The organism is Actinosynnema mirum DSM 43827 (genome assembly GCF_000023245.1).
GTDB lineage: Bacteria > Actinomycetota > Actinomycetes > Mycobacteriales > Pseudonocardiaceae > Actinosynnema > Actinosynnema mirum.
This window is the reverse complement of record NC_013093.1, coordinates 7,263,029-7,279,214: the sequence shown is the minus strand read 5'-3', so window position 1 is coordinate 7,279,214 and position 16,186 is coordinate 7,263,029. Positions and strand designations below refer to the sequence as shown.

At 74.7% G+C, this 16,186-nt stretch carries 13 protein-coding genes; 6 read left to right on the top strand and 7 right to left on the bottom strand.

Going from position 1 to position 16,186, the window contains the following annotated elements:
• Window positions 1-177: 177 nt before the first annotated feature.
• The 3 genes from AMIR_RS30780 to AMIR_RS30770 form a co-directional block, all read right to left on the bottom strand.
• Complete coding sequence (locus tag AMIR_RS30780; RefSeq protein WP_015804899.1) at window positions 178-1,659, bottom strand: DUF4153 domain-containing protein; 1,482 nt, start codon at window positions 1,657-1,659, stop codon at window positions 178-180.
• Between the two features lie 100 nt (window positions 1,660-1,759).
• Window positions 1,760-2,791, bottom strand: coding sequence for a HAMP domain-containing sensor histidine kinase (locus AMIR_RS30775; RefSeq protein ID WP_015804898.1), 1,032 nt, complete (start codon window positions 2,789-2,791; stop codon window positions 1,760-1,762).
• Window positions 2,788-3,468, bottom strand: coding sequence for a response regulator transcription factor (locus AMIR_RS30770; protein WP_015804897.1), 681 nt, complete (start codon window positions 3,466-3,468; stop codon window positions 2,788-2,790). Before AMIR_RS30770 ends, AMIR_RS30775 begins: the two co-directional genes overlap by 4 nt.
• 332 nt (window positions 3,469-3,800) lie before the next feature.
• Here AMIR_RS30770 and recD2 point away from each other — a divergent pair, with 332 nt between their 5' ends.
• Complete coding sequence (gene recD2 / locus AMIR_RS30765; RefSeq protein ID WP_015804896.1) at window positions 3,801-5,978, top strand: SF1B family DNA helicase RecD2; 2,178 nt, start codon at window positions 3,801-3,803, stop codon at window positions 5,976-5,978.
• 121 nt (window positions 5,979-6,099) lie between these two features.
• On the opposite strand, the gene AMIR_RS30760 is transcribed toward recD2, so the two are convergent.
• Window positions 6,100-7,710: a glycosyl hydrolase family 18 protein gene (locus AMIR_RS30760; RefSeq protein ID WP_015804895.1), complete on the bottom strand. Its 1,611-nt coding sequence runs from the start codon at window positions 7,708-7,710 to the stop codon at window positions 6,100-6,102.
• 273 nt (window positions 7,711-7,983) lie between these two features.
• On the opposite strand from AMIR_RS30760, the gene AMIR_RS30755 reads away from it, so the two are divergent.
• From AMIR_RS30755 to AMIR_RS30745, 3 genes are all read left to right on the top strand, one after another.
• Complete coding sequence (locus tag AMIR_RS30755; RefSeq protein WP_015804894.1) at window positions 7,984-9,120, top strand: serine hydrolase domain-containing protein; 1,137 nt, start codon at window positions 7,984-7,986, stop codon at window positions 9,118-9,120.
• Between the two features lie 290 nt (window positions 9,121-9,410).
• The gene (locus AMIR_RS30750) at window positions 9,411-10,463 is read left to right on the top strand and encodes an ROK family transcriptional regulator (protein WP_015804893.1); all 1,053 of its coding nucleotides are present in this window, start codon (window positions 9,411-9,413) and stop codon (window positions 10,461-10,463) included.
• A gap of 43 nt (window positions 10,464-10,506) precedes the next feature.
• Window positions 10,507-11,226 (top strand): PP2C family protein-serine/threonine phosphatase, encoded by a 720-nt coding sequence (locus tag AMIR_RS30745; RefSeq protein WP_015804892.1) that lies wholly within the window; start codon window positions 10,507-10,509, stop codon window positions 11,224-11,226.
• Window positions 11,227-11,232: 6 nt separating this feature from the next.
• Here AMIR_RS30745 and AMIR_RS30740 read toward each other — a convergent pair whose 3' ends face one another.
• Both AMIR_RS30740 and AMIR_RS30735 read right to left on the bottom strand, forming a co-directional pair.
• Complete coding sequence (locus AMIR_RS30740; protein WP_015804891.1) at window positions 11,233-12,066, bottom strand: ArsR/SmtB family transcription factor; 834 nt, start codon at window positions 12,064-12,066, stop codon at window positions 11,233-11,235.
• Window positions 12,067-12,443: 377 nt separating this feature from the next.
• Complete coding sequence (locus tag AMIR_RS30735) at window positions 12,444-13,013, bottom strand: TetR/AcrR family transcriptional regulator (RefSeq protein WP_015804890.1); 570 nt, start codon at window positions 13,011-13,013, stop codon at window positions 12,444-12,446.
• Between the two features lie 103 nt (window positions 13,014-13,116).
• On the opposite strand from AMIR_RS30735, the gene AMIR_RS30730 reads away from it, so the two are divergent.
• Both AMIR_RS30730 and AMIR_RS30725 read left to right on the top strand, forming a co-directional pair.
• Window positions 13,117-14,073, top strand: coding sequence for an NAD(P)-dependent alcohol dehydrogenase (locus tag AMIR_RS30730; RefSeq protein ID WP_015804889.1), 957 nt, complete (start codon window positions 13,117-13,119; stop codon window positions 14,071-14,073).
• Window positions 14,074-14,123: 50 nt separating this feature from the next.
• Window positions 14,124-15,401 (top strand): isocitrate lyase/PEP mutase family protein, encoded by a 1,278-nt coding sequence (locus AMIR_RS30725; RefSeq protein ID WP_015804888.1) that lies wholly within the window; start codon window positions 14,124-14,126, stop codon window positions 15,399-15,401.
• Here AMIR_RS30725 and AMIR_RS30720 read toward each other — a convergent pair.
• Complete coding sequence (locus tag AMIR_RS30720) at window positions 15,389-16,141, bottom strand: Rossmann-fold NAD(P)-binding domain-containing protein (RefSeq protein WP_015804887.1); 753 nt, start codon at window positions 16,139-16,141, stop codon at window positions 15,389-15,391. The two genes, AMIR_RS30725 and AMIR_RS30720, sit on opposite strands and share 13 nt — an antisense overlap.
• Between the last annotated feature and the right edge of the window lie 45 nt (window positions 16,142-16,186).

Below are 16,186 nucleotides of genomic sequence, written 5' to 3'. Positions count from 1 at the left end.
CTTCGCGGGTACGTTCCCGTGGGGCGTACCCGCGAGCCCGCCGGTCAAGACCCGAGTGCGGCGTTCGCCACTTCCGCTTGCCCTGAACCGCCCACGGGTGACAATCCGCCCGCTCACCACCGGCAGGGCTCACCACCGGCAGGGCTCACCACCGGCAGGGCTCACCGCTGGCAGGGCTCACCACCGGCACCGGCCCGCGCCCCACGGCTCGTCGGCCCACCGGGCCCACGCCAGGTTCCACCCGGTCCAGCGCTGACGCCGGTCCGGCCAGTGGCAGACCCGCAGCTCCTTGGGCAGCCGCGCCAGCGCCGGGGCGGCGTCCACGGACAGCGTGGTCAGGTAGGGCTGGTCGATCCGCCCGGTGGCCTCGTAGCGCGCCACGTTGGCCTCCGCGACGAGCAGGTCCGGGTTGGCGACGGCCAGCGCCAGCACCGCGCCCGCCGCCGTCGCCACCACCGCCCTCGGCAGCCAGGCCGCCGACAGCCGCACCCCGGCGGCCAGCACCACCAGGCACACCAGGCCCAGCCACAGCTCGGCGGCCAGCGCCAGCACGCGCTGCTCGGTGAACCCGTAGGCCCGCTGGTAGAGCCACATGCGGTGCACGGCCGAGGCGACGATGACCAGGGTCAGCGCGCACAGCGCCCCCGGCAGGGCCCGCAGCCACACCCGGTCCCGCCCGGTGGCGCGCGAGGCGAACCGGGACACCGCGCCGAGCACGCCCAGCGTCAGCAGGGTGACCACCACGAGCTGGCCGAAGCCGCCGCGCGCGTAGTCGGCGTACGTCAGGTCGGCGGTCACCTGCACGTGCCGGTCGCCGCCGAACAGGGTGCGCAGCTGCACGGCCACGAACGCGGTGAACAGCGCCACCAGCGCCCCCACCGGCAGCGCCCAGTCCCGGCGCGCCACCGGCCGGGCCGGGTCGAGCGGCCGGTCGGAGGTGTTCGGGAGCGCCTGCAACCGGCGCGCCGCCAGCACCCCCGCGCCCGCCGCCGCGCCGAAGAACGCGGTGACCGGCGCCGGGGCGCCCGGCTGCGACAGCACGCTCAGCACCAGGTCGGCGAACGCCTCGTCCGCGCTCGCCAGCAGCGGCAGGAACACCAGCAGCACCACGCAGGTGAGCACCACCGGCCGCACCCACCCGCCCGCCCGGTGCGCCGCCACCCCGCTCGCGCCCCAGGGCAGCGCCACCAGCGAGGTGGCGGGCACGGCGAACGACCCCCACAGCAGCCCCCGGACCGTGCGCCCGCCGGTGACCGCCAGCGAGGCGGTGACCAGGCCGGTGACCAGGCACAGGGCGAACAGCCAGCCGGAGGCCCGGAACGCGGCCACCGACGCCAGCAGCACCGACAGCGCCGCCCAGCCCACGCGCACCCGCCGTCCGACGAGGGCGAGCACGACGACGGCGGCGATGGGCCAGCCGACGCCGTGCGTCTCGTGGGGGACGACGACCGCGGCGACCACCGCGGCGGTGAGCGCGGCGAGGACGGCCTTGGCGCGGCGGGCGCCGTCCTCGGGGGTCAGTGGCCGTCGGGGTGGCGCGCCGGGGGTGAAGTGCTTGCCGGGGGAGGGCTCAACGGTGGTGACGGCGGTGGGCTCGGGTTTCCCCGGCGGGGTGTTCCGGGGTTTTCCCCCAGCGCTGGGCTCAGGTTCTTCGGGCACGGTCGGGTCCCCCTCGGTGCAGGTGTGGTCGCGGGTGGACCCCGGAGCGGGTCACCCGTCGTGGAAGCGCGGTGCGGTGGTGCGGTGGTGCGGTGGTCGTTCAGCCGGTGGGCGGTCGCCCGTGCCGGGGGAGGGTCACCTCGATGCGGCAGCCGGGCGCGTCGACCACCCGGATCGCGCCGCCGTGCAGGTCGACCACCCACCGCGCGATGTCGAGCCCCAGCCCGGTGCCGCCGCCGCTGGCCCGCTCGCCCCTGGTGAACCGCTCGAACACCCGTTCCCGGTCGGACTCGGCGATGCCGGGGCCATCGTCCTCGACGGCGAGCGCGAACACCTCGCCGACCGCGCGGGCGGTGATCCGCACCTCGCCGCCGGGCGGGGCGTGCCGGGTGGCGTTGTCCAGCAGGTTCTGCACGACCTGGTGCAGCCGGGCGCGGTCGGCGGTGACCGCCGTCCCCGGCGGCGCGTCGACGGCGAACCGGGTCGACGGCGCCGCCACCGCGGCCTCGGCGACGGCGGAGCCGAGCAGTTCGGGGACGTCCACCTCGGACAGGTCGAGCCGGTGCGCGCCCGCGTCGATGCGGGACAGGTCCAGCAGCTCCGCGACCAGCCGCCCGAGCCGCTCGGTCTGGGCGAGCGCGGTGCGCATCGTGGTGGCGTCGGCCTGCTCGACCCCGTCCACCACGTTCTCCAGCACGGCCTGGAGCGCGGTGATGGGGGTGCGCAGCTCGTGGGAGACGTTCGCGATCAGCTCGCGGCGGCGCTGCTCGGCGTCCGCGATGTCCGCCGCCATCTCGTTGAACGCGACCGCGAGCTGCCCCACCTCGTCCCGCCCGGTCGCCCGCACCCGGCGGCTGTAGTCGCCGCGCCGCATCGCGCCGACGGCCCAGGTCATCTCGCGCAGCGGGCGGGTCATGCCGTGGCCGACGACCTGCGAGATGACCAGCGCGATGCCGAGAGCGCCGAACACCGTGGTCGGCGCGAGCCAGCCGATGCGGATGCGGAAGAACGTGAACGCGGCGGCCCAGGACACCAGCACCACGGCGGCGATCTTCAACTTGATGGACCGCATCGGGTCGAGCGGGCGGGGCACCCGGTCCAGCAGCGCCCGAGCCCGTTCCCGCCCGGTCACCGGGGCACCTCCAGCGCGTAGCCGACGCTGTGCACGGTCCGGATGAGGCCGCCGCCGAGCTTGCGCCGCAACGCCTTGACGTGGCTGTCGACCGTCCGCGTGCTGGTCCCCTCCGGCCAGTCCCACACCTCGCTCAGCAGCCGCTCCCGCGACTGCACCGCACGGGGCCGCCCGGCGAGGTGCACGAGCAGCTGGAACTCGGTGGGCGTCAGGTGCACCTCGGAGCCCCCCTTGAGCACCCGCCGCTCCCCGAGGTCGACCTCGACGTCCCCGAGCACGATCCGGTTGCTCCGGGACCCCCGCTCCCGCTCCCGGTCGACGCGCCGGAGCAGGGCGTGCACGCGGGCGGCGAGCTCGCGCAGCGAGAAGGGCTTGGTGAGGTAGTCGTCGGCCCCGACGGCGAGCCCCACGAGCAGGTCCGTCTCCTCACCGCGAGCGGTCAGCATGAGCACCGGCACCGCCCGCTGCGCCTGAACCCGACGGCACACCTCAAGCCCGTCGAAGCCGGGCAGCATGACGTCGAGCACGACCAGGTCGGGCCCCTCGGCGAGCGCCCGCCCCACCCCGGAGGGCCCGTCGTGCGCGACGAGAACCTCGAACCCCTCGGCCCGGAGCCGGGCGGCGACCGAGTCGGCGATGGTCGGGTCGTCCTCGACGACCAGCACCCTGCGCGTCATGGGGGCGACTTTAGGGGCGGGGTGTGGAGGAGGGCGGGGGGAGTTGTGAAGGTTCCGTGGAGGGGTGGAGGGGTGGAGGGGTGGAGGCGAGGGGGCGAGGCCTGCCGGGCGGTGTGGACCCCGGTTCGGCGTTCCTCTCGAACTGCCGTCGCCCGCTTCCCGCCCGCCGGGTCGAAGCGGCTGAACGCGCCCGTCAGATCATGGCCAGCACCTGAAAACCGCCTGCGCGGCAGCGCCCTCGGTCCACCAGGAGAGGCAGGTGGCCTCCGCGCCGCCAATCCCGCTGCGCCAACCCCCACCCCACCCGCCCCCGACCGGGCTACGCTGCCCCCGTGGCCGAGGGTGCTGTGCTGGAAGCCGTGCTCGAGCGGATCACCTTCGCGAACGAGGAGACCGGGTACACGGTCGCCCGCGTCGACACCGGGCGTGGCGCGGATCTGATCACCGTCGTCGGGGCCCTCCTCGGCGCGCAGCCCGGTGAGTCCATCCGGATGCGCGGGCGCTGGGGTTCGCACCCGCAGTACGGCAAGCAGTTCCACGTCGACGACTACACCACCGTCCTCCCCGCCACCATCCAGGGCATCCGCCGCTACCTCGGTTCCGGCCTGATCAAGGGCATCGGCCCCGTGCTCGCCGACCGGATCGTCACGCACTTCGGGGTCGACGCGCTCGACGTCATCGAGCAGCACCCCGAGCGCCTCGTCGAGGTGCCCAAGCTCGGGCCCAAGCGCACGAAGATGATCGCCGCCGCGTGGGAGGAGCAGAAGGCCATCAAGGAGGTCATGGTCTTCCTCCAGGGGGTCGGGGTCTCGACCTCCCTCGCGGTGCGCATCTACAAGCAGTACGCCGACCGCTCGATCGACGTGGTCCGCGAAGAGCCCTACCGGCTCGCCACCGACGTGTGGGGCATCGGGTTCCGCACCGCCGACGTCATCGCCAAGGCCGTCGGCATCCCCCACGACAGCCCCCAGCGCATCAAGGCCGGCCTCCAGTTCACGCTCTCCGAGGCCACCGGCGGCGGCAACTGCTTCCTGCCCGAGAACGAGCTCATCGGCGACGCCATCCGCATCCTCCAGGTCGACGCGGGCCTGGTCATCGACTGCCTCGCCGAGCTCGTCGACGAGGAGGGGGTGGTCCGCGAGATCCAGCCGGACGGCGAGGCCGCCGTCTACCTGATCCCCTTCCACCGCGCCGAGATCTCACTGGCCACCCAGCTGCGCCGACTCCTCGCCACCGACGACGACCGGCTGCCCGCGTTCGCCTCCGTGGACTGGACCAAGGCCCTCCGCTGGCTCGGCGCCGAGCTGGAGGGCAAGCAGGAGGCCGCCGTGCGCCTCGCGCTCACCAACAAGGTCGCCGTGCTCACCGGTGGACCCGGCTGCGGCAAGAGCTTCACCGTGCGCTCGATCGTCCGCCTCGCCCTGGCCAAGGGCGCGAAGGTCGTGCTCGCCGCCCCGACGGGACGCGCCGCGAAGCGGCTGGCCGAGCTGACCGGCCACGCGGCGTCCACCGTGCACCGCCTGCTGGAGCTCAAGCCCGGCGGTGACGCCGCCTACGACCGCGACCGGCCGCTCGACGCGGACCTGGTCGTCGTGGACGAGGCGTCCATGCTGGACCTGCTGCTCGCCAACAAGCTCGTCAAGGCCGTCCCTCCCGGCGCGCACCTGCTGCTGGTCGGCGACGTCGACCAGCTGCCCTCGGTGGGCGCGGGCGAGGTGCTGCGGGACGTGCTGGCCACCGGCAGCCCGGTGCCGAACGTGCGCCTCACGCACGTGTTCCGCCAGGCCCAGCAGTCCGGCGTGGTCACCAACGCGCACCGCATCAACGCGGGCGAACCCCCGGTGGTGCAGGGGCTGGCGGACTTCTTCCTGTTCCCGGTCGAGGACGCCGAGGAGGCGGCCGAGGTGACCGTGGACGTGGTCGCGCGCCGCATCCCGCGCAAGTTCGGCCTCGACCCGCGCAAGGACGTGCAGGTCCTCGCGCCCATGCACCGGGGCGCGGCGGGCGCGGGCGGGCTCAACGCCGTGCTGCAGGAGGCGCTGACCCCCGCGCGCGAGGGCCTGCCGGAGCGCAGGTTCGGCGGGCGGGTGTTCCGGGTCGGGGACAAGGTCACCCAGATCCGCAACAACTACGACAAGGGCGCGAACGGGGTCTTCAACGGCACGCTCGGGGTGGTCACCGGGATCGACTCGGTGGAGCAGAGGGTGACGGTCCGGACCGATGAGGACGAGGACGTGGATTATGAGTTCGGCGAGCTGGACGAGTTGACCCACGCCTACGCCATGACGATTCACCGTTCACAGGGCAGTGAGTACCCGTGCGTGGTCATCCCAATCACCACGAGTGCCTGGATGATGCTCCAGCGGAACCTGCTCTACACGGCGGTGACCCGCGCGAAGAAGCTCGTGGTGCTGGTCGGCTCGCGCAAGGCGATCGGGCAGGCGGTGCGCACGGTGGGCGCCGGGCGCCGCCACACCGCGCTCGACCACCGGCTCACCGGCACGCTCTGAACACCCGATCCGAACCCCCGATCCGAACCCCCGCCAACCCCGCGCCCCGAACCCCCGACAACGCGGAGCGGCCCCCACCGGCACGGGAGTCCGGTGGGGGCCGCTCACAGCGCTCGCGCGACTACTTCAGGCCGTTGCTGATCGCGGTGATCAGCTCGCCGTTGGTGGTGTCGCCGTCCAGCGCCCAGAAGAACGCGCCGCCCAGGCCCTGGCCCTTGGCGTAGCTCATCTTCCCGCCGATGGTGGCCGGGGTGTCGTAGCTCCACCACTGGTTGCCGCAGTACGCGTAGGCGGTGCCGCCCACGGTCCCGGTGGCCGGGCACCTGGTCTTCAGGACCTTGTAGTCCTCGATGCCCTGCTCGTAGGTGCCGGGGGCCGGACCGGTCGCGCTGCCGCCGGGGGCGGCCTGCGTGACGCCCGCCCAGCCGCGGCCGTAGAACCCGATGCCCAGCAGCAGCTTCGACGACGGGATGCCCTTCGCCTTCAGCTTCTTGATCGCGGCGTCCGAGTGGAAGTCCGCGGTCGGGATGCCCGCGTAGCCGTTGAGCGGCGAGTGCGGGGCCGTCGGGCCGGTCGGGGCGAACGCGCCGAAGTAGTCGTAGGTCATGACGTTGTACCAGTCGAGGTACTGCGCCGCGCCCGCGTAGTCCGCCGCGTCGATCTTGCCGCCGTTGGTGCCGTCCGCCGTGATCGCGGCCGTCACCAGGTTGTTCGGGCCGAACTTGGCGCGCAGCGCCTGGGACAGGTTCTTGAACGCGGCGAAACCGCTGCTGTCGCAGGACAGGCCGCAGGCGTTCGGGTACTCCCAGTCGATGTCGATGCCGTCGAAGACGTCGGCCCACTTGGAGTTCTCGACCAGGTTGTAGCAGGACTCGGCGAAGGCCGCCGGGTTCTGCGCGGCCTGGCCGAAGCCGCCGGACCAGGTCCAGCCGCCGAACGACCACAGCACCTTGATGTGCGGGTAGGCCTTCTTCAGCTTGCGCAGCTGGTTGAAGTTGCCGCGCAGCGAGCCGTCCCAGGTGTCGGCCACGCCGTCGACGCTCTCCGCCGCGGTGAAGGCCTTCTCGGTGGCGGCGTCGCCGTCACCCATGACGCACTGGCCGTTGGTCACGTTGCCGAACGCGTAGTTGATGTGCGTCAGCTTCGCGGCCGAGCCGCTGGTCACGATGTTCTTCACGTAGTACTTGCGGGCGTAGATGCCCCAGTCCGTGAAGTAGCCCAGGTTCTTGGCGCCGCCGGGCTGGGGCGGGTTCGACGTGGTCGTCGTCGGGCCACCGGTGGTGGTCGTCGTCGACGTGGTCGTGGTGGTGGTCGGGTTGGTGCCGCCCGCGTCGCAGGAGGCGCCGTTCAGCTTGCAGTTCGTGGGACCGGTGTAGGTGCCGGTGTACGAGACGTTGAAGCCGAAGCTGGCCGTGCCGCCCGCCGGGAGCGCCCCGTTCCAGGTGCCCTTGACGGTGGTGCGCTGGCCGCTGGTGGTGTGGCTGCCGTCCCACAGCGAGGTGACGCGGTGGTTGGCGGGCAGGTCGAACTCGACCGTCCAGGAGGCGAGCGCGCTCGTGCTGCCGTTCTTGATCGTGTACTTGCCCTCGTAGCCGGTGCCCCAGTCGCTGCCCTTGGTGAAGGTGGCGGAGACGCCGCCCGCACCACTGGCCGAGGGGACGACCAGGAGGCCGACACCCAGGGCGGCGACGGCCGTGAACAAGGCCGTGAGATGCCATCTGGTCTTCGACATGTGTTCCTCGCAGGGAAACTCGTTGCAGGGTGAGGCAAACATGTGGTTCAGACCACTTACCGGTCAAGGTCTAGACCACTTCATCACTCCAAAGGACTAGTGGTACTCCGGGAGGGCGGGTCGTGGGAACCCCTGACAACGCCTCGGGGTGGGCTAAGACCTCAGGAGGACGGGCAGGTCGTCCCTCGGGAAGACGACGCGGGGCGGCCCATGCCAGCAGGATCGGCGGCAGTTCCGTGGTGACGGCACGGACCCGACGAACCGGAGGACGCGTTGAGGCTCACGAGGGGGACCGCGCTCGTCGCGGCGGCTTCGCTGGCACTGGTGGGGATCGCGGGAACGGCGACGGCCGCGCCGTCAGTGCCGTCCGCGGCCGAGGACGCGGCGGGGGGCCGCATCGACCGGGCCGCGGTGCAGAAGGCCCTGGACGACGTGGTCGCGCTGGGCGCGCAGGGCGTCCAGGTGCGGCTGACCGACGGGCGGCAGCAGCTCACCGCGCGGGCGGGGACCGCCGAGCGCGGCTCGTCCCGGCCCGTCCCGCTGAACGGGCGGTACCGGGTCGGCAGCATCACCAAGACGTTCGTCTCGGTCGTGGTGCTCCAGCTGGTCGGCGAGGGCAAGGCCGAGCTGGACCAGCCGATCTCCCGCCACCTGCCCGGACTGCTGCCCGACGGCGACCGGATCACCGTCCGGATGCTGCTCCAGCACACCAGCGGGCTCCACGACTACACCACCGACCTGTTCGCGGACCTCGCCGACTTCCAGACGCTGCGCTGGCGCACCTGGCAGCCGTCGGAGCTGGTCGCGCTGTCCACCGCCAAGCCGCTCGACTTCGAGCCCGGCAGCCGGTGGAGCTACTCCAACACCAACTACGTCGTCCTCGGCGAGCTGATCGCGAAGCTCACCGGCAGGCCGTACGGCGACGCCGTGGAGCGCCGCGTCCTCAAGCCGCTGGGGCTGCGCGACACCAGCGTGCCCGGCACGCGGGTGGACATCCCCGGGCCGCACGCCCACGGGTACCTGCGGTACGCGCCCGACGAGTTCACCGACGCCACCCGGCTCAACCCGTCCATGGCCCACGCGGCGGGCGAGATGATCTCCACGACGGCGGACACCGACCGGTTCGTCGCCGCGCTGCTCGGCGGGGAGCTGCTCAAGCCCGCGCTGCTGGCCGAGATGCTCAGGACCAGCGAGCTGAGCCCGGACTACGGCCTCGGCGTCGAGCGGGTGGACGTGCCCTGCGGGCAGGTCGCCCACGGCCACAGCGGCGGCATCCCCGGCTACAGCTCGATGATGATCAGCAGCGGGGACACCCGCAAGCGGCTGGAGCTGTCCGTCACCACCGGCCCGGACCTGCGGGGGCAGCCGGACGAGGCGCTGCGCGTGCTGCTCACCGAGGTGTTCTGCTGACCCCCTGATCCCGCCGAGCCCTCTCCCGCCACCGGGGCGACCGCCGTCCAGCCCGGCGGCGCGGGAGGCGCCGATCGGGCGGCGGTCCACGCGGACCGCCGCCCGGTCCGGCATCTGGTCCGGCGTCCGGTCCGGCATCTGGTCCGGCGTCTGGTCGGGCCTCCGCTCCGGCGCCCGGTCCGCACTGCCCGGCGCAGCTCCCGTGCGGGATGCCGAATCCCCGTCCGGAGCAATCCCTCAACCCTAAAACAACACCATGGTGTAACTACCGAGCGTGCCAGAATGACCACGTGCCGAACTTGCGCTTCCTGCGCGGCTACAACGACGCGGTCGTGCTCGGACTGGCCAGGTCCGGCGCGATGACCAGGGTCGAGCTGGCCGAGCGCAGCGGCCTCACCCCGCAGGCCGTCTCCAAGATCGTCAACCGGCTCATCGGCGACGGCCTCCTGCTGGAGTCCGGCACCCGCAACGTCGGCGTCGGCAAGCCCCGCACCCTCCTCAAGCTCGCCGCCGACCGCAGGCTCGCCCTCGGCGCCCAGGTCGAGCGGGACGAGCTGCGGGTCGTGCTCGCCGACCTCGCGGGCGACGTGGTCGGCCGCGCCGTCGCCCCGCTGCCGCCAGGGTTCGGGCCCGACGCGTTCGTCGCCGAGCTGGCCGCGCTCGCCGACCGGCTGCGCACCCCCGACGTGGAGGAGCGCCTGCTGGGCCTGGGGATCGGGTTCGTCGGGCCGCTTGACCACCGCACCGGCACCGTGCTCGACCCGAACGGCCTGGCGGGGTGGACCGAGGTGCCGCTGCGCGACCTGGCCGAGAAGCGCCTCGGGCTGCCGGTGGTGGTGGACAAGGACACCAACGCGGCGATCGTGGCCGAGTCCTGGCGGCGCGGCGAGGAGCTGCGCGACGCGGTGCTGGTGTGGGTCGGCACCGGGCTCGGCGCGGGGCTGCTGCTCGACGGGCGGGTGCACCGGGGCGCGCGGACCAACGCGGGCGAGTTCGGGCACACCTCGATCCGGCTGGACGGGCCGCCGTGCGTGTGCGGGCGGGCCGGGTGCGCCGAGGCGGTGCACAACGCGGCGGCCACGCGCGGTGACCTCGGGGCGGCCACCACGGCGGTCGGGGTGGCGGTCGCCGGGCTCGTCCAGGTGCTCGACGTGGAGCGCGTGGTGCTCGCCGGTCGCGCCGTCCTCGCCCAGCCCGAAGCGTATGCGGAGGGTGTTCGTTACCACCTGCCGAAACACGATTGGCTGGTCGTCGATGTCGAAGTGACCCCGTTGGGTGACGACTTGGTTGCTGCGGGTGCTGCGATGCTGGTTCTGAGCGAGTTCTACGGACGTCCGCGCTGACTCGCCGCACGTCCGCGTACCGGCGGGTGATTCACTGTGCGGCATGTATGCGCTCCGCTACGCCGTCGGCACCGACACCGGTCAGCGCCGTGAGGCCAACGAAGACTCGGTGCACTGCGGCGAGCGCCTGTTCGCCGTCGCGGACGGCATGGGCGGCCACGCCTTCGGCGAGGTGGCCAGTTCGATCGCGGTCGCGGTGCTCGCCGACGTGGACGTCGACGCCGACGACCCGCTGACCGAGCTGGCGGCGGCCACCCGCGAGATCGCGGTGCGGCTGACCGACCTGGCCGAGGAGAACTTCGACATGCGCGGCATGGGGACCACCCTCACCGCGCTGCTGTGGGACGGCGAGGAGAAGCGCTTCGCGGTGTGCCACATCGGCGACTCGCGCGCCTACCTGTCGCGCGGCGGGGAGCTGACCCAGATCACCAGGGACCACACCGTGGTGCAGGCGATGGTCGACGACGGCCGCATGGCCGCCGAGCAGGCCGCCGCCCACCCCGGCCGGTCCATGCTGATGCGGGCGCTGCAGGCGGGGAGCGCGCACGACGCCGACCTGTTCTTCCACGAGGTGCAGCCCGGCGACCGGTACCTGATCTGCTCGGACGGCCTGAGCGACGTGGTCGCCGCCGGGGAGATCGGCAGGCTGCTGACGGCGGACGAGGACCGGGACGCGGTCATCGCGTCGCTGATCGCCGCCGCGAACGGCGAGGGCGGGCCGGACAACATCACCTGCATCGTGGTGGACGTCGAAGGCGCGTAGCCCGCGCTAGCGGCGACCCCGCCCGGCGGCCCCCGAGGTCGCGCGCGGGTCGCCGGGGCGCGTCCCGATCACCCCGAGATCCAACCCGAACAGGTCGAACAGGGCACTTTCACCGGTGCGGGTGACCTGGAGCGCCCGGCCGCTGCCGACCGGGCGGACCCAGTCGCGCTCGCGCAGGTGCGCGCACAGCCAGGCGCCCGCCGAGCCCGCGAGGTGGTCGCGCCGCTCGGTCCAGTCCAGGCAGGCCCTGGCGGCGGGGCGGTCGCGCGGCAGCACGGCGCCCAGGCCGGCGAGCCAGGCGTGGCCCTCGGCGGTGAGGACGAGCGCGCCGGGCGGGGTGGTGGGCGAGGTGGGGTGACCGCCGGTCGGCGGGACGGGCGCGCCGGTCAGCGGGGTGGTCAGCGGGGTGGGACCGCCGTCGCCGGGGCCGCTGTCCAGCAGCCCGGAGGCGATCATGGCATCGGTGATGGCGACGCCGAGCGCGCCCGCGAGGTGGTCGTAGCAGGTCCGGGCGCGGGCGAGCGCCGCCGAGGCGACCGAGGCGCGCAACCCGCCGGTCGGCCGCGCGGGACCGGCGTGCGCGAGCAGCGCCTCCAGCAGCCCGGCGACGGACGGGTCCGCGAGCCGCAGGTACCGCCACCGCCCCTGCCGCCGCTCGACCAGCAACCCGCCGGACACCAGCCGCGCCAGGTGCTCGCTCGCGGTGGACGCCGAGACCCCGGCCGCGCGCGCCAGCTCCCCGGCCGTCCAGGCCCGCCCGTCGAGCAGCGCGAGGCACATGGCGGCCCGACTCCGATCCGCGACCAACCCGGCCAGCGCCGCGACCCGCTCCGCGCTCATCCCGCCCCCGCTCCCGCCACCCGCACCGGCTCCGACCGCCCCGCCCTGATCGCTGGGCCCGGCCGTGACCACTCGGCCCGGCCCTGACCACTCGGCCCGGCCGTGACCGCTCGGCCCCACCGCCACCGCCAGCCGCGCGCCCGCCCGACCTGCGTTCACCCGCCTCGCCCGTGCGCGCCCACTCGGCCCGCGCTCGCCCGTCCGGCCCGCTGACCGGGGCCCGTGCCCGCCTGCCCGGTTCGCGCCCGCCCACCTGGCCCGCGCCCGCCCGCCCGGCCCGCTGACCAGGTCTTTCGCGGCCCGCGCCCGCCAGGTGTGGCGCATCCCGCACCGTCCCCGGCCGTCCCGAACCGCCGGTCACCACCCGCGCGCCACCCTCACCGCCCGCCGCGCATCCCGTCGATCGCCAGGTCCAGCAGCCGCTCGGCCTGCCCGTCGTCCCCGCGCAGCTCGGTCACCAGCGAGATCCCGTTCACCATCGCCAGCACGTCGTCCCCCCGCACCCCGTCCCGCACCGCCCCGGCCTCCCGCGCCCGCCGCAGCAGCCCCTCCAGCGCCGAGGTGATCCGCCCGCCGCAGCCGTCCTGCCGCCCGCAGTCCTCGGGTTCGGGCAGCAGCGCGGCGACCAGCCCCCGGCTCGTGGACGCGTACTCCACGAAGTCCCGCAGCCACGCGAGCAGCGCGTCCCCCGGCGCGAGCCCGGCCGCGTGCTCGTCGGCCCGCGCGCACAGCGCCTCCAGCCGGTCGCGGAACACCGACTCCAGGAGCGCCTGCCTGCCGGGGAAGTGCCGGTGCAGCGTCGCCGACCCGACCCCGGCCCGCCGCGCGATCTCCTCCAGCGACGCCCCTGCCCCGTCCCGCCGGAAGACCTCCTGCGCGGCGGCCACGATCCGGTCCACGTTCCGCTGCGCGTCGGCCCGCAGCCGCCGCCCGCCGACCTCGGCCACGGACCACCTCCGACCCCATGAAGTGGAGGGCCTCCCCACTTCTGCGCTACGGTACCGGACAGCAAGTGGGGTGCCACCCCGCTTAAGTCGACCAGGAGTCCCCGTGCGCGCCGCCAGGTACCACCGCTTCGGTCCCCCCGACGTCCTGCGGGTCGAGGACGTCCCCGACCCCGAGCCCGGCCCCGGCGAGGTCCTCGTCCGGGTCCGCGCCGCCAGCGTCGAGGGCGGCGAGCAGTCCTTCCGCTCCGGCAAGCTGCGCCTGCTCTCCCGAGGCCCCTTCCCCAAGGGCGTCGGCACCGGGTTCAGCGGCCACGTCGCCGCGCTCGGCGCGGGCGTGCGCGGCCGGCGCACCGGAGACCCGGTGTGGGGGCTCGTGCCGCACATGACCATGGGCTCGGTCGCCGAGCTGGTCGTCGTGCCGCAGGACCGGATCGCCCGCGCCCCCGGCGACCTCGACCTCCTCGCCGCCGCCGCGCTCCCCGTCTCCGGCACCACGGCCATCACCGCCCTGCGGCACGAGGCCCGCCTCGTCGCGGGCGAGCGGCTGCTCGTGCGCGGGGCCGCGGGCGGGGTCGGCAGCGCGCTGGTGCGGTTCGGCAAGTCGCTCGGCGCCCACGTCACCGCGCTCGCCTCCGCCCGCGACCTCGACTGGGTCACCGGCGAGCTGGGCGCGGACGAGGCGCTGGACCACCGCGCCACCCGCCCCGGCGACCTCGGCCGCTTCGACGTCGTGGTCGACGTCGTCGGCACCGAGCTGCCCGCCTACCGCAGGCTCCTGACCAGGGGCGGGCGCATCGTCCCGCTCTCCTTCGACCACGACCGCGCCGTCACCTCGCTGGCCACCACCGCCCTGCACGCCGCGCTCGCCCCGCACCGGGTGAAGCTGTTCAGCAACAACCCGTCCGGCGAGCGCCTCGCCGAGCTGACCGCCGCCGCCGAGTCCGGGGCGCTGCGGCCGGACGTGGACACCGTGTTCGCCCTGGCGGACGTCGCCGACGCGCACCGCGCGCTCGAGGCGGGCGGCGTCCGGGGCAAGCACCTGGTGGAGGTCCAGACCTGACGGACCTCACTTCGGCGCGCGCCGAACCGTCCCGCCCCTACCGTCGCCGCATGGACCTGGACCTCCCCGTGCCCCCAGTGCCGCCCGCGACCAGGGGCGTCGCCTGGCTGCGGGCCACCGTCGCCCGCTTCAGCGAAGGTGAGGCGCACACCCGCCGCAGGGCGCTGGCCGAGCGGCTCCTGGCCACCATCCCGCCGGAGTCCCTGCGCAGGCCCGGCGACCACGTGGCCACCCTCGCCGAAGCCCTCGGCGCACCCCGCGCGATCGCCCGCGACGTGCGCGCCACCGCCTCCGCCTACCACCCGCACCTGCCCCCGTCCCCGGCCGCCGACGCCGCGGTCGCCCGCCTGGTGGCCGCCTTCGGCAACCGCTGGGACGAGCCCACCGCCGCCAGGATCGGCCTGCTCGTCCAGGCCACCACCGCGACCGACGCCCTGATCGCGGGCGCCACCCCTCCGGTGCCCGCGACCAGGCGGGTCCGGGACGGGCAGGTCGTGGAGGTGCCCCTGGCCGGGCGCCCGTTCGGCGCGGGCCGCCACGCCTGCCCTGGGCGGGCGCACGCGCTGGCCATGGCCGAGGGCGCGCGGGCGTTCCACCGCCTGCACCACGCCGACACCCCGCTGCTGCTGCCGAACGCCTGGGACTCGGCCTCCGCCACCGCGCTGGCCGAGGCCGGGTTCTCGGCGGTCGGCACCACCAGCCTCGGCGTCGCGGCGGCGGCCGGACTGCCCGACGCCGAGGGCCGCGCCAAGGCCGAGACCCTCGCGCTGGCCAGGCGGATCACCCACCTGCCGGTCCCGGTCACCGTCGACGTGGAAGCCGGGTTCGGCGCCGACCCCGCCGACCTCGCCGCCGAACTGCACGCCCTGGGCGTCGCGGGGATCAACGTCGAGGACGGCCGGGGCGACCACCTCGCCGACCCCGCCGCGCAGGCCGACCTGATCCGCCGCGCCAAGGCCGCCGCCCCGGCGCTGTTCGTCAACGCGCGGGTCGACTGCCACTGGCTCGGGATCGACCGCGCCTCGGCCCTGGACCGCGCCCTGCGCTACGCCGACGCGGGCGCGGACGGCGTGTTCCTGCCGGGCCTCGCCGACCCCGCCGGGATCGAGCGCGCCGTCGCCGCCCTGCCCGTCCCGCTGAACCTGCTTGCGCAGCTGGACCTCCGCACCCTCACCGACCTGGGCGTCAAGCGGGTCAGCACCGGGTCGCTGCTGTTCCGCGCCGCGCTGGGCGCGGCCGTCGCGACCGCCGAGGCGTTCCGCGACGGCCTGCCCACCCCGGAGGTCCCGTCGTACGAGCGGGTGCAGGCGCTGGCTCAGCGCGGGTAGACCTCCCGCACCCAGGTGGCGAACGACCGGGCGGGCCGCCCCAGCACCTCGGCGACCGTCCCGGTCACCACCTCGTTGCCGCCGCCGCGCACCAGCTCCACCCCCTCGGCGAGCACCCGCGCGCCCGCCTCGGGGAGCCCGGCGACCAGCTGCTCCAGCGGAACGTCCACAGTGGACCAGTTCCGGCCGGTGATCTCGTTGAGCACCACCACCTGCTCCGGCACGGTCAGCACCTCCGGCCCGGTCAGCACCAGCTCGCCCGAGCACTCGCCGAGCAGCGCGGCCACCGCCACCTCCGCCACGTCGCGCGGGTCGACCACCCCGGACCCGCCGTCCCCCACGGGGTTCGGCACCGGGTCGCCGCCCCAGCGCAGGGCGTTGGACGCGAACACGCTCGGCTTGAGCACCGCCCACTCCGGCCGCTCCCGCACCCGCGCCTCCGTCGGCAGGTGCGGCCGGGCGGGCCCCACCCGTCCGATCGCGGACAGCTTCACCACCCGCCGCACGTGCGGGGCCGCCGCCAGCACCGCCCGGTCGTGCGCGGGCACGTCCGGCCCGCCCGGCGACACCAGCAGCAGCGCGTCCACCCCCTCGGCCGCCGCGCGCAGCGACGCCGGGTCGCCGTAGTCGATGGGGAACGCCGAGGTGCGGGACGCCGCGCGGTGCTCGACGCCGCGCTCGGACAGCAGCCGGGACACCGCGCCGCCGATGGTGCCCGAGGCACCGGTGATCAGGATCATGCGGCCCAGCCTGGCCGGGCGACCGGTGCGGAATCTTGGAGAAAT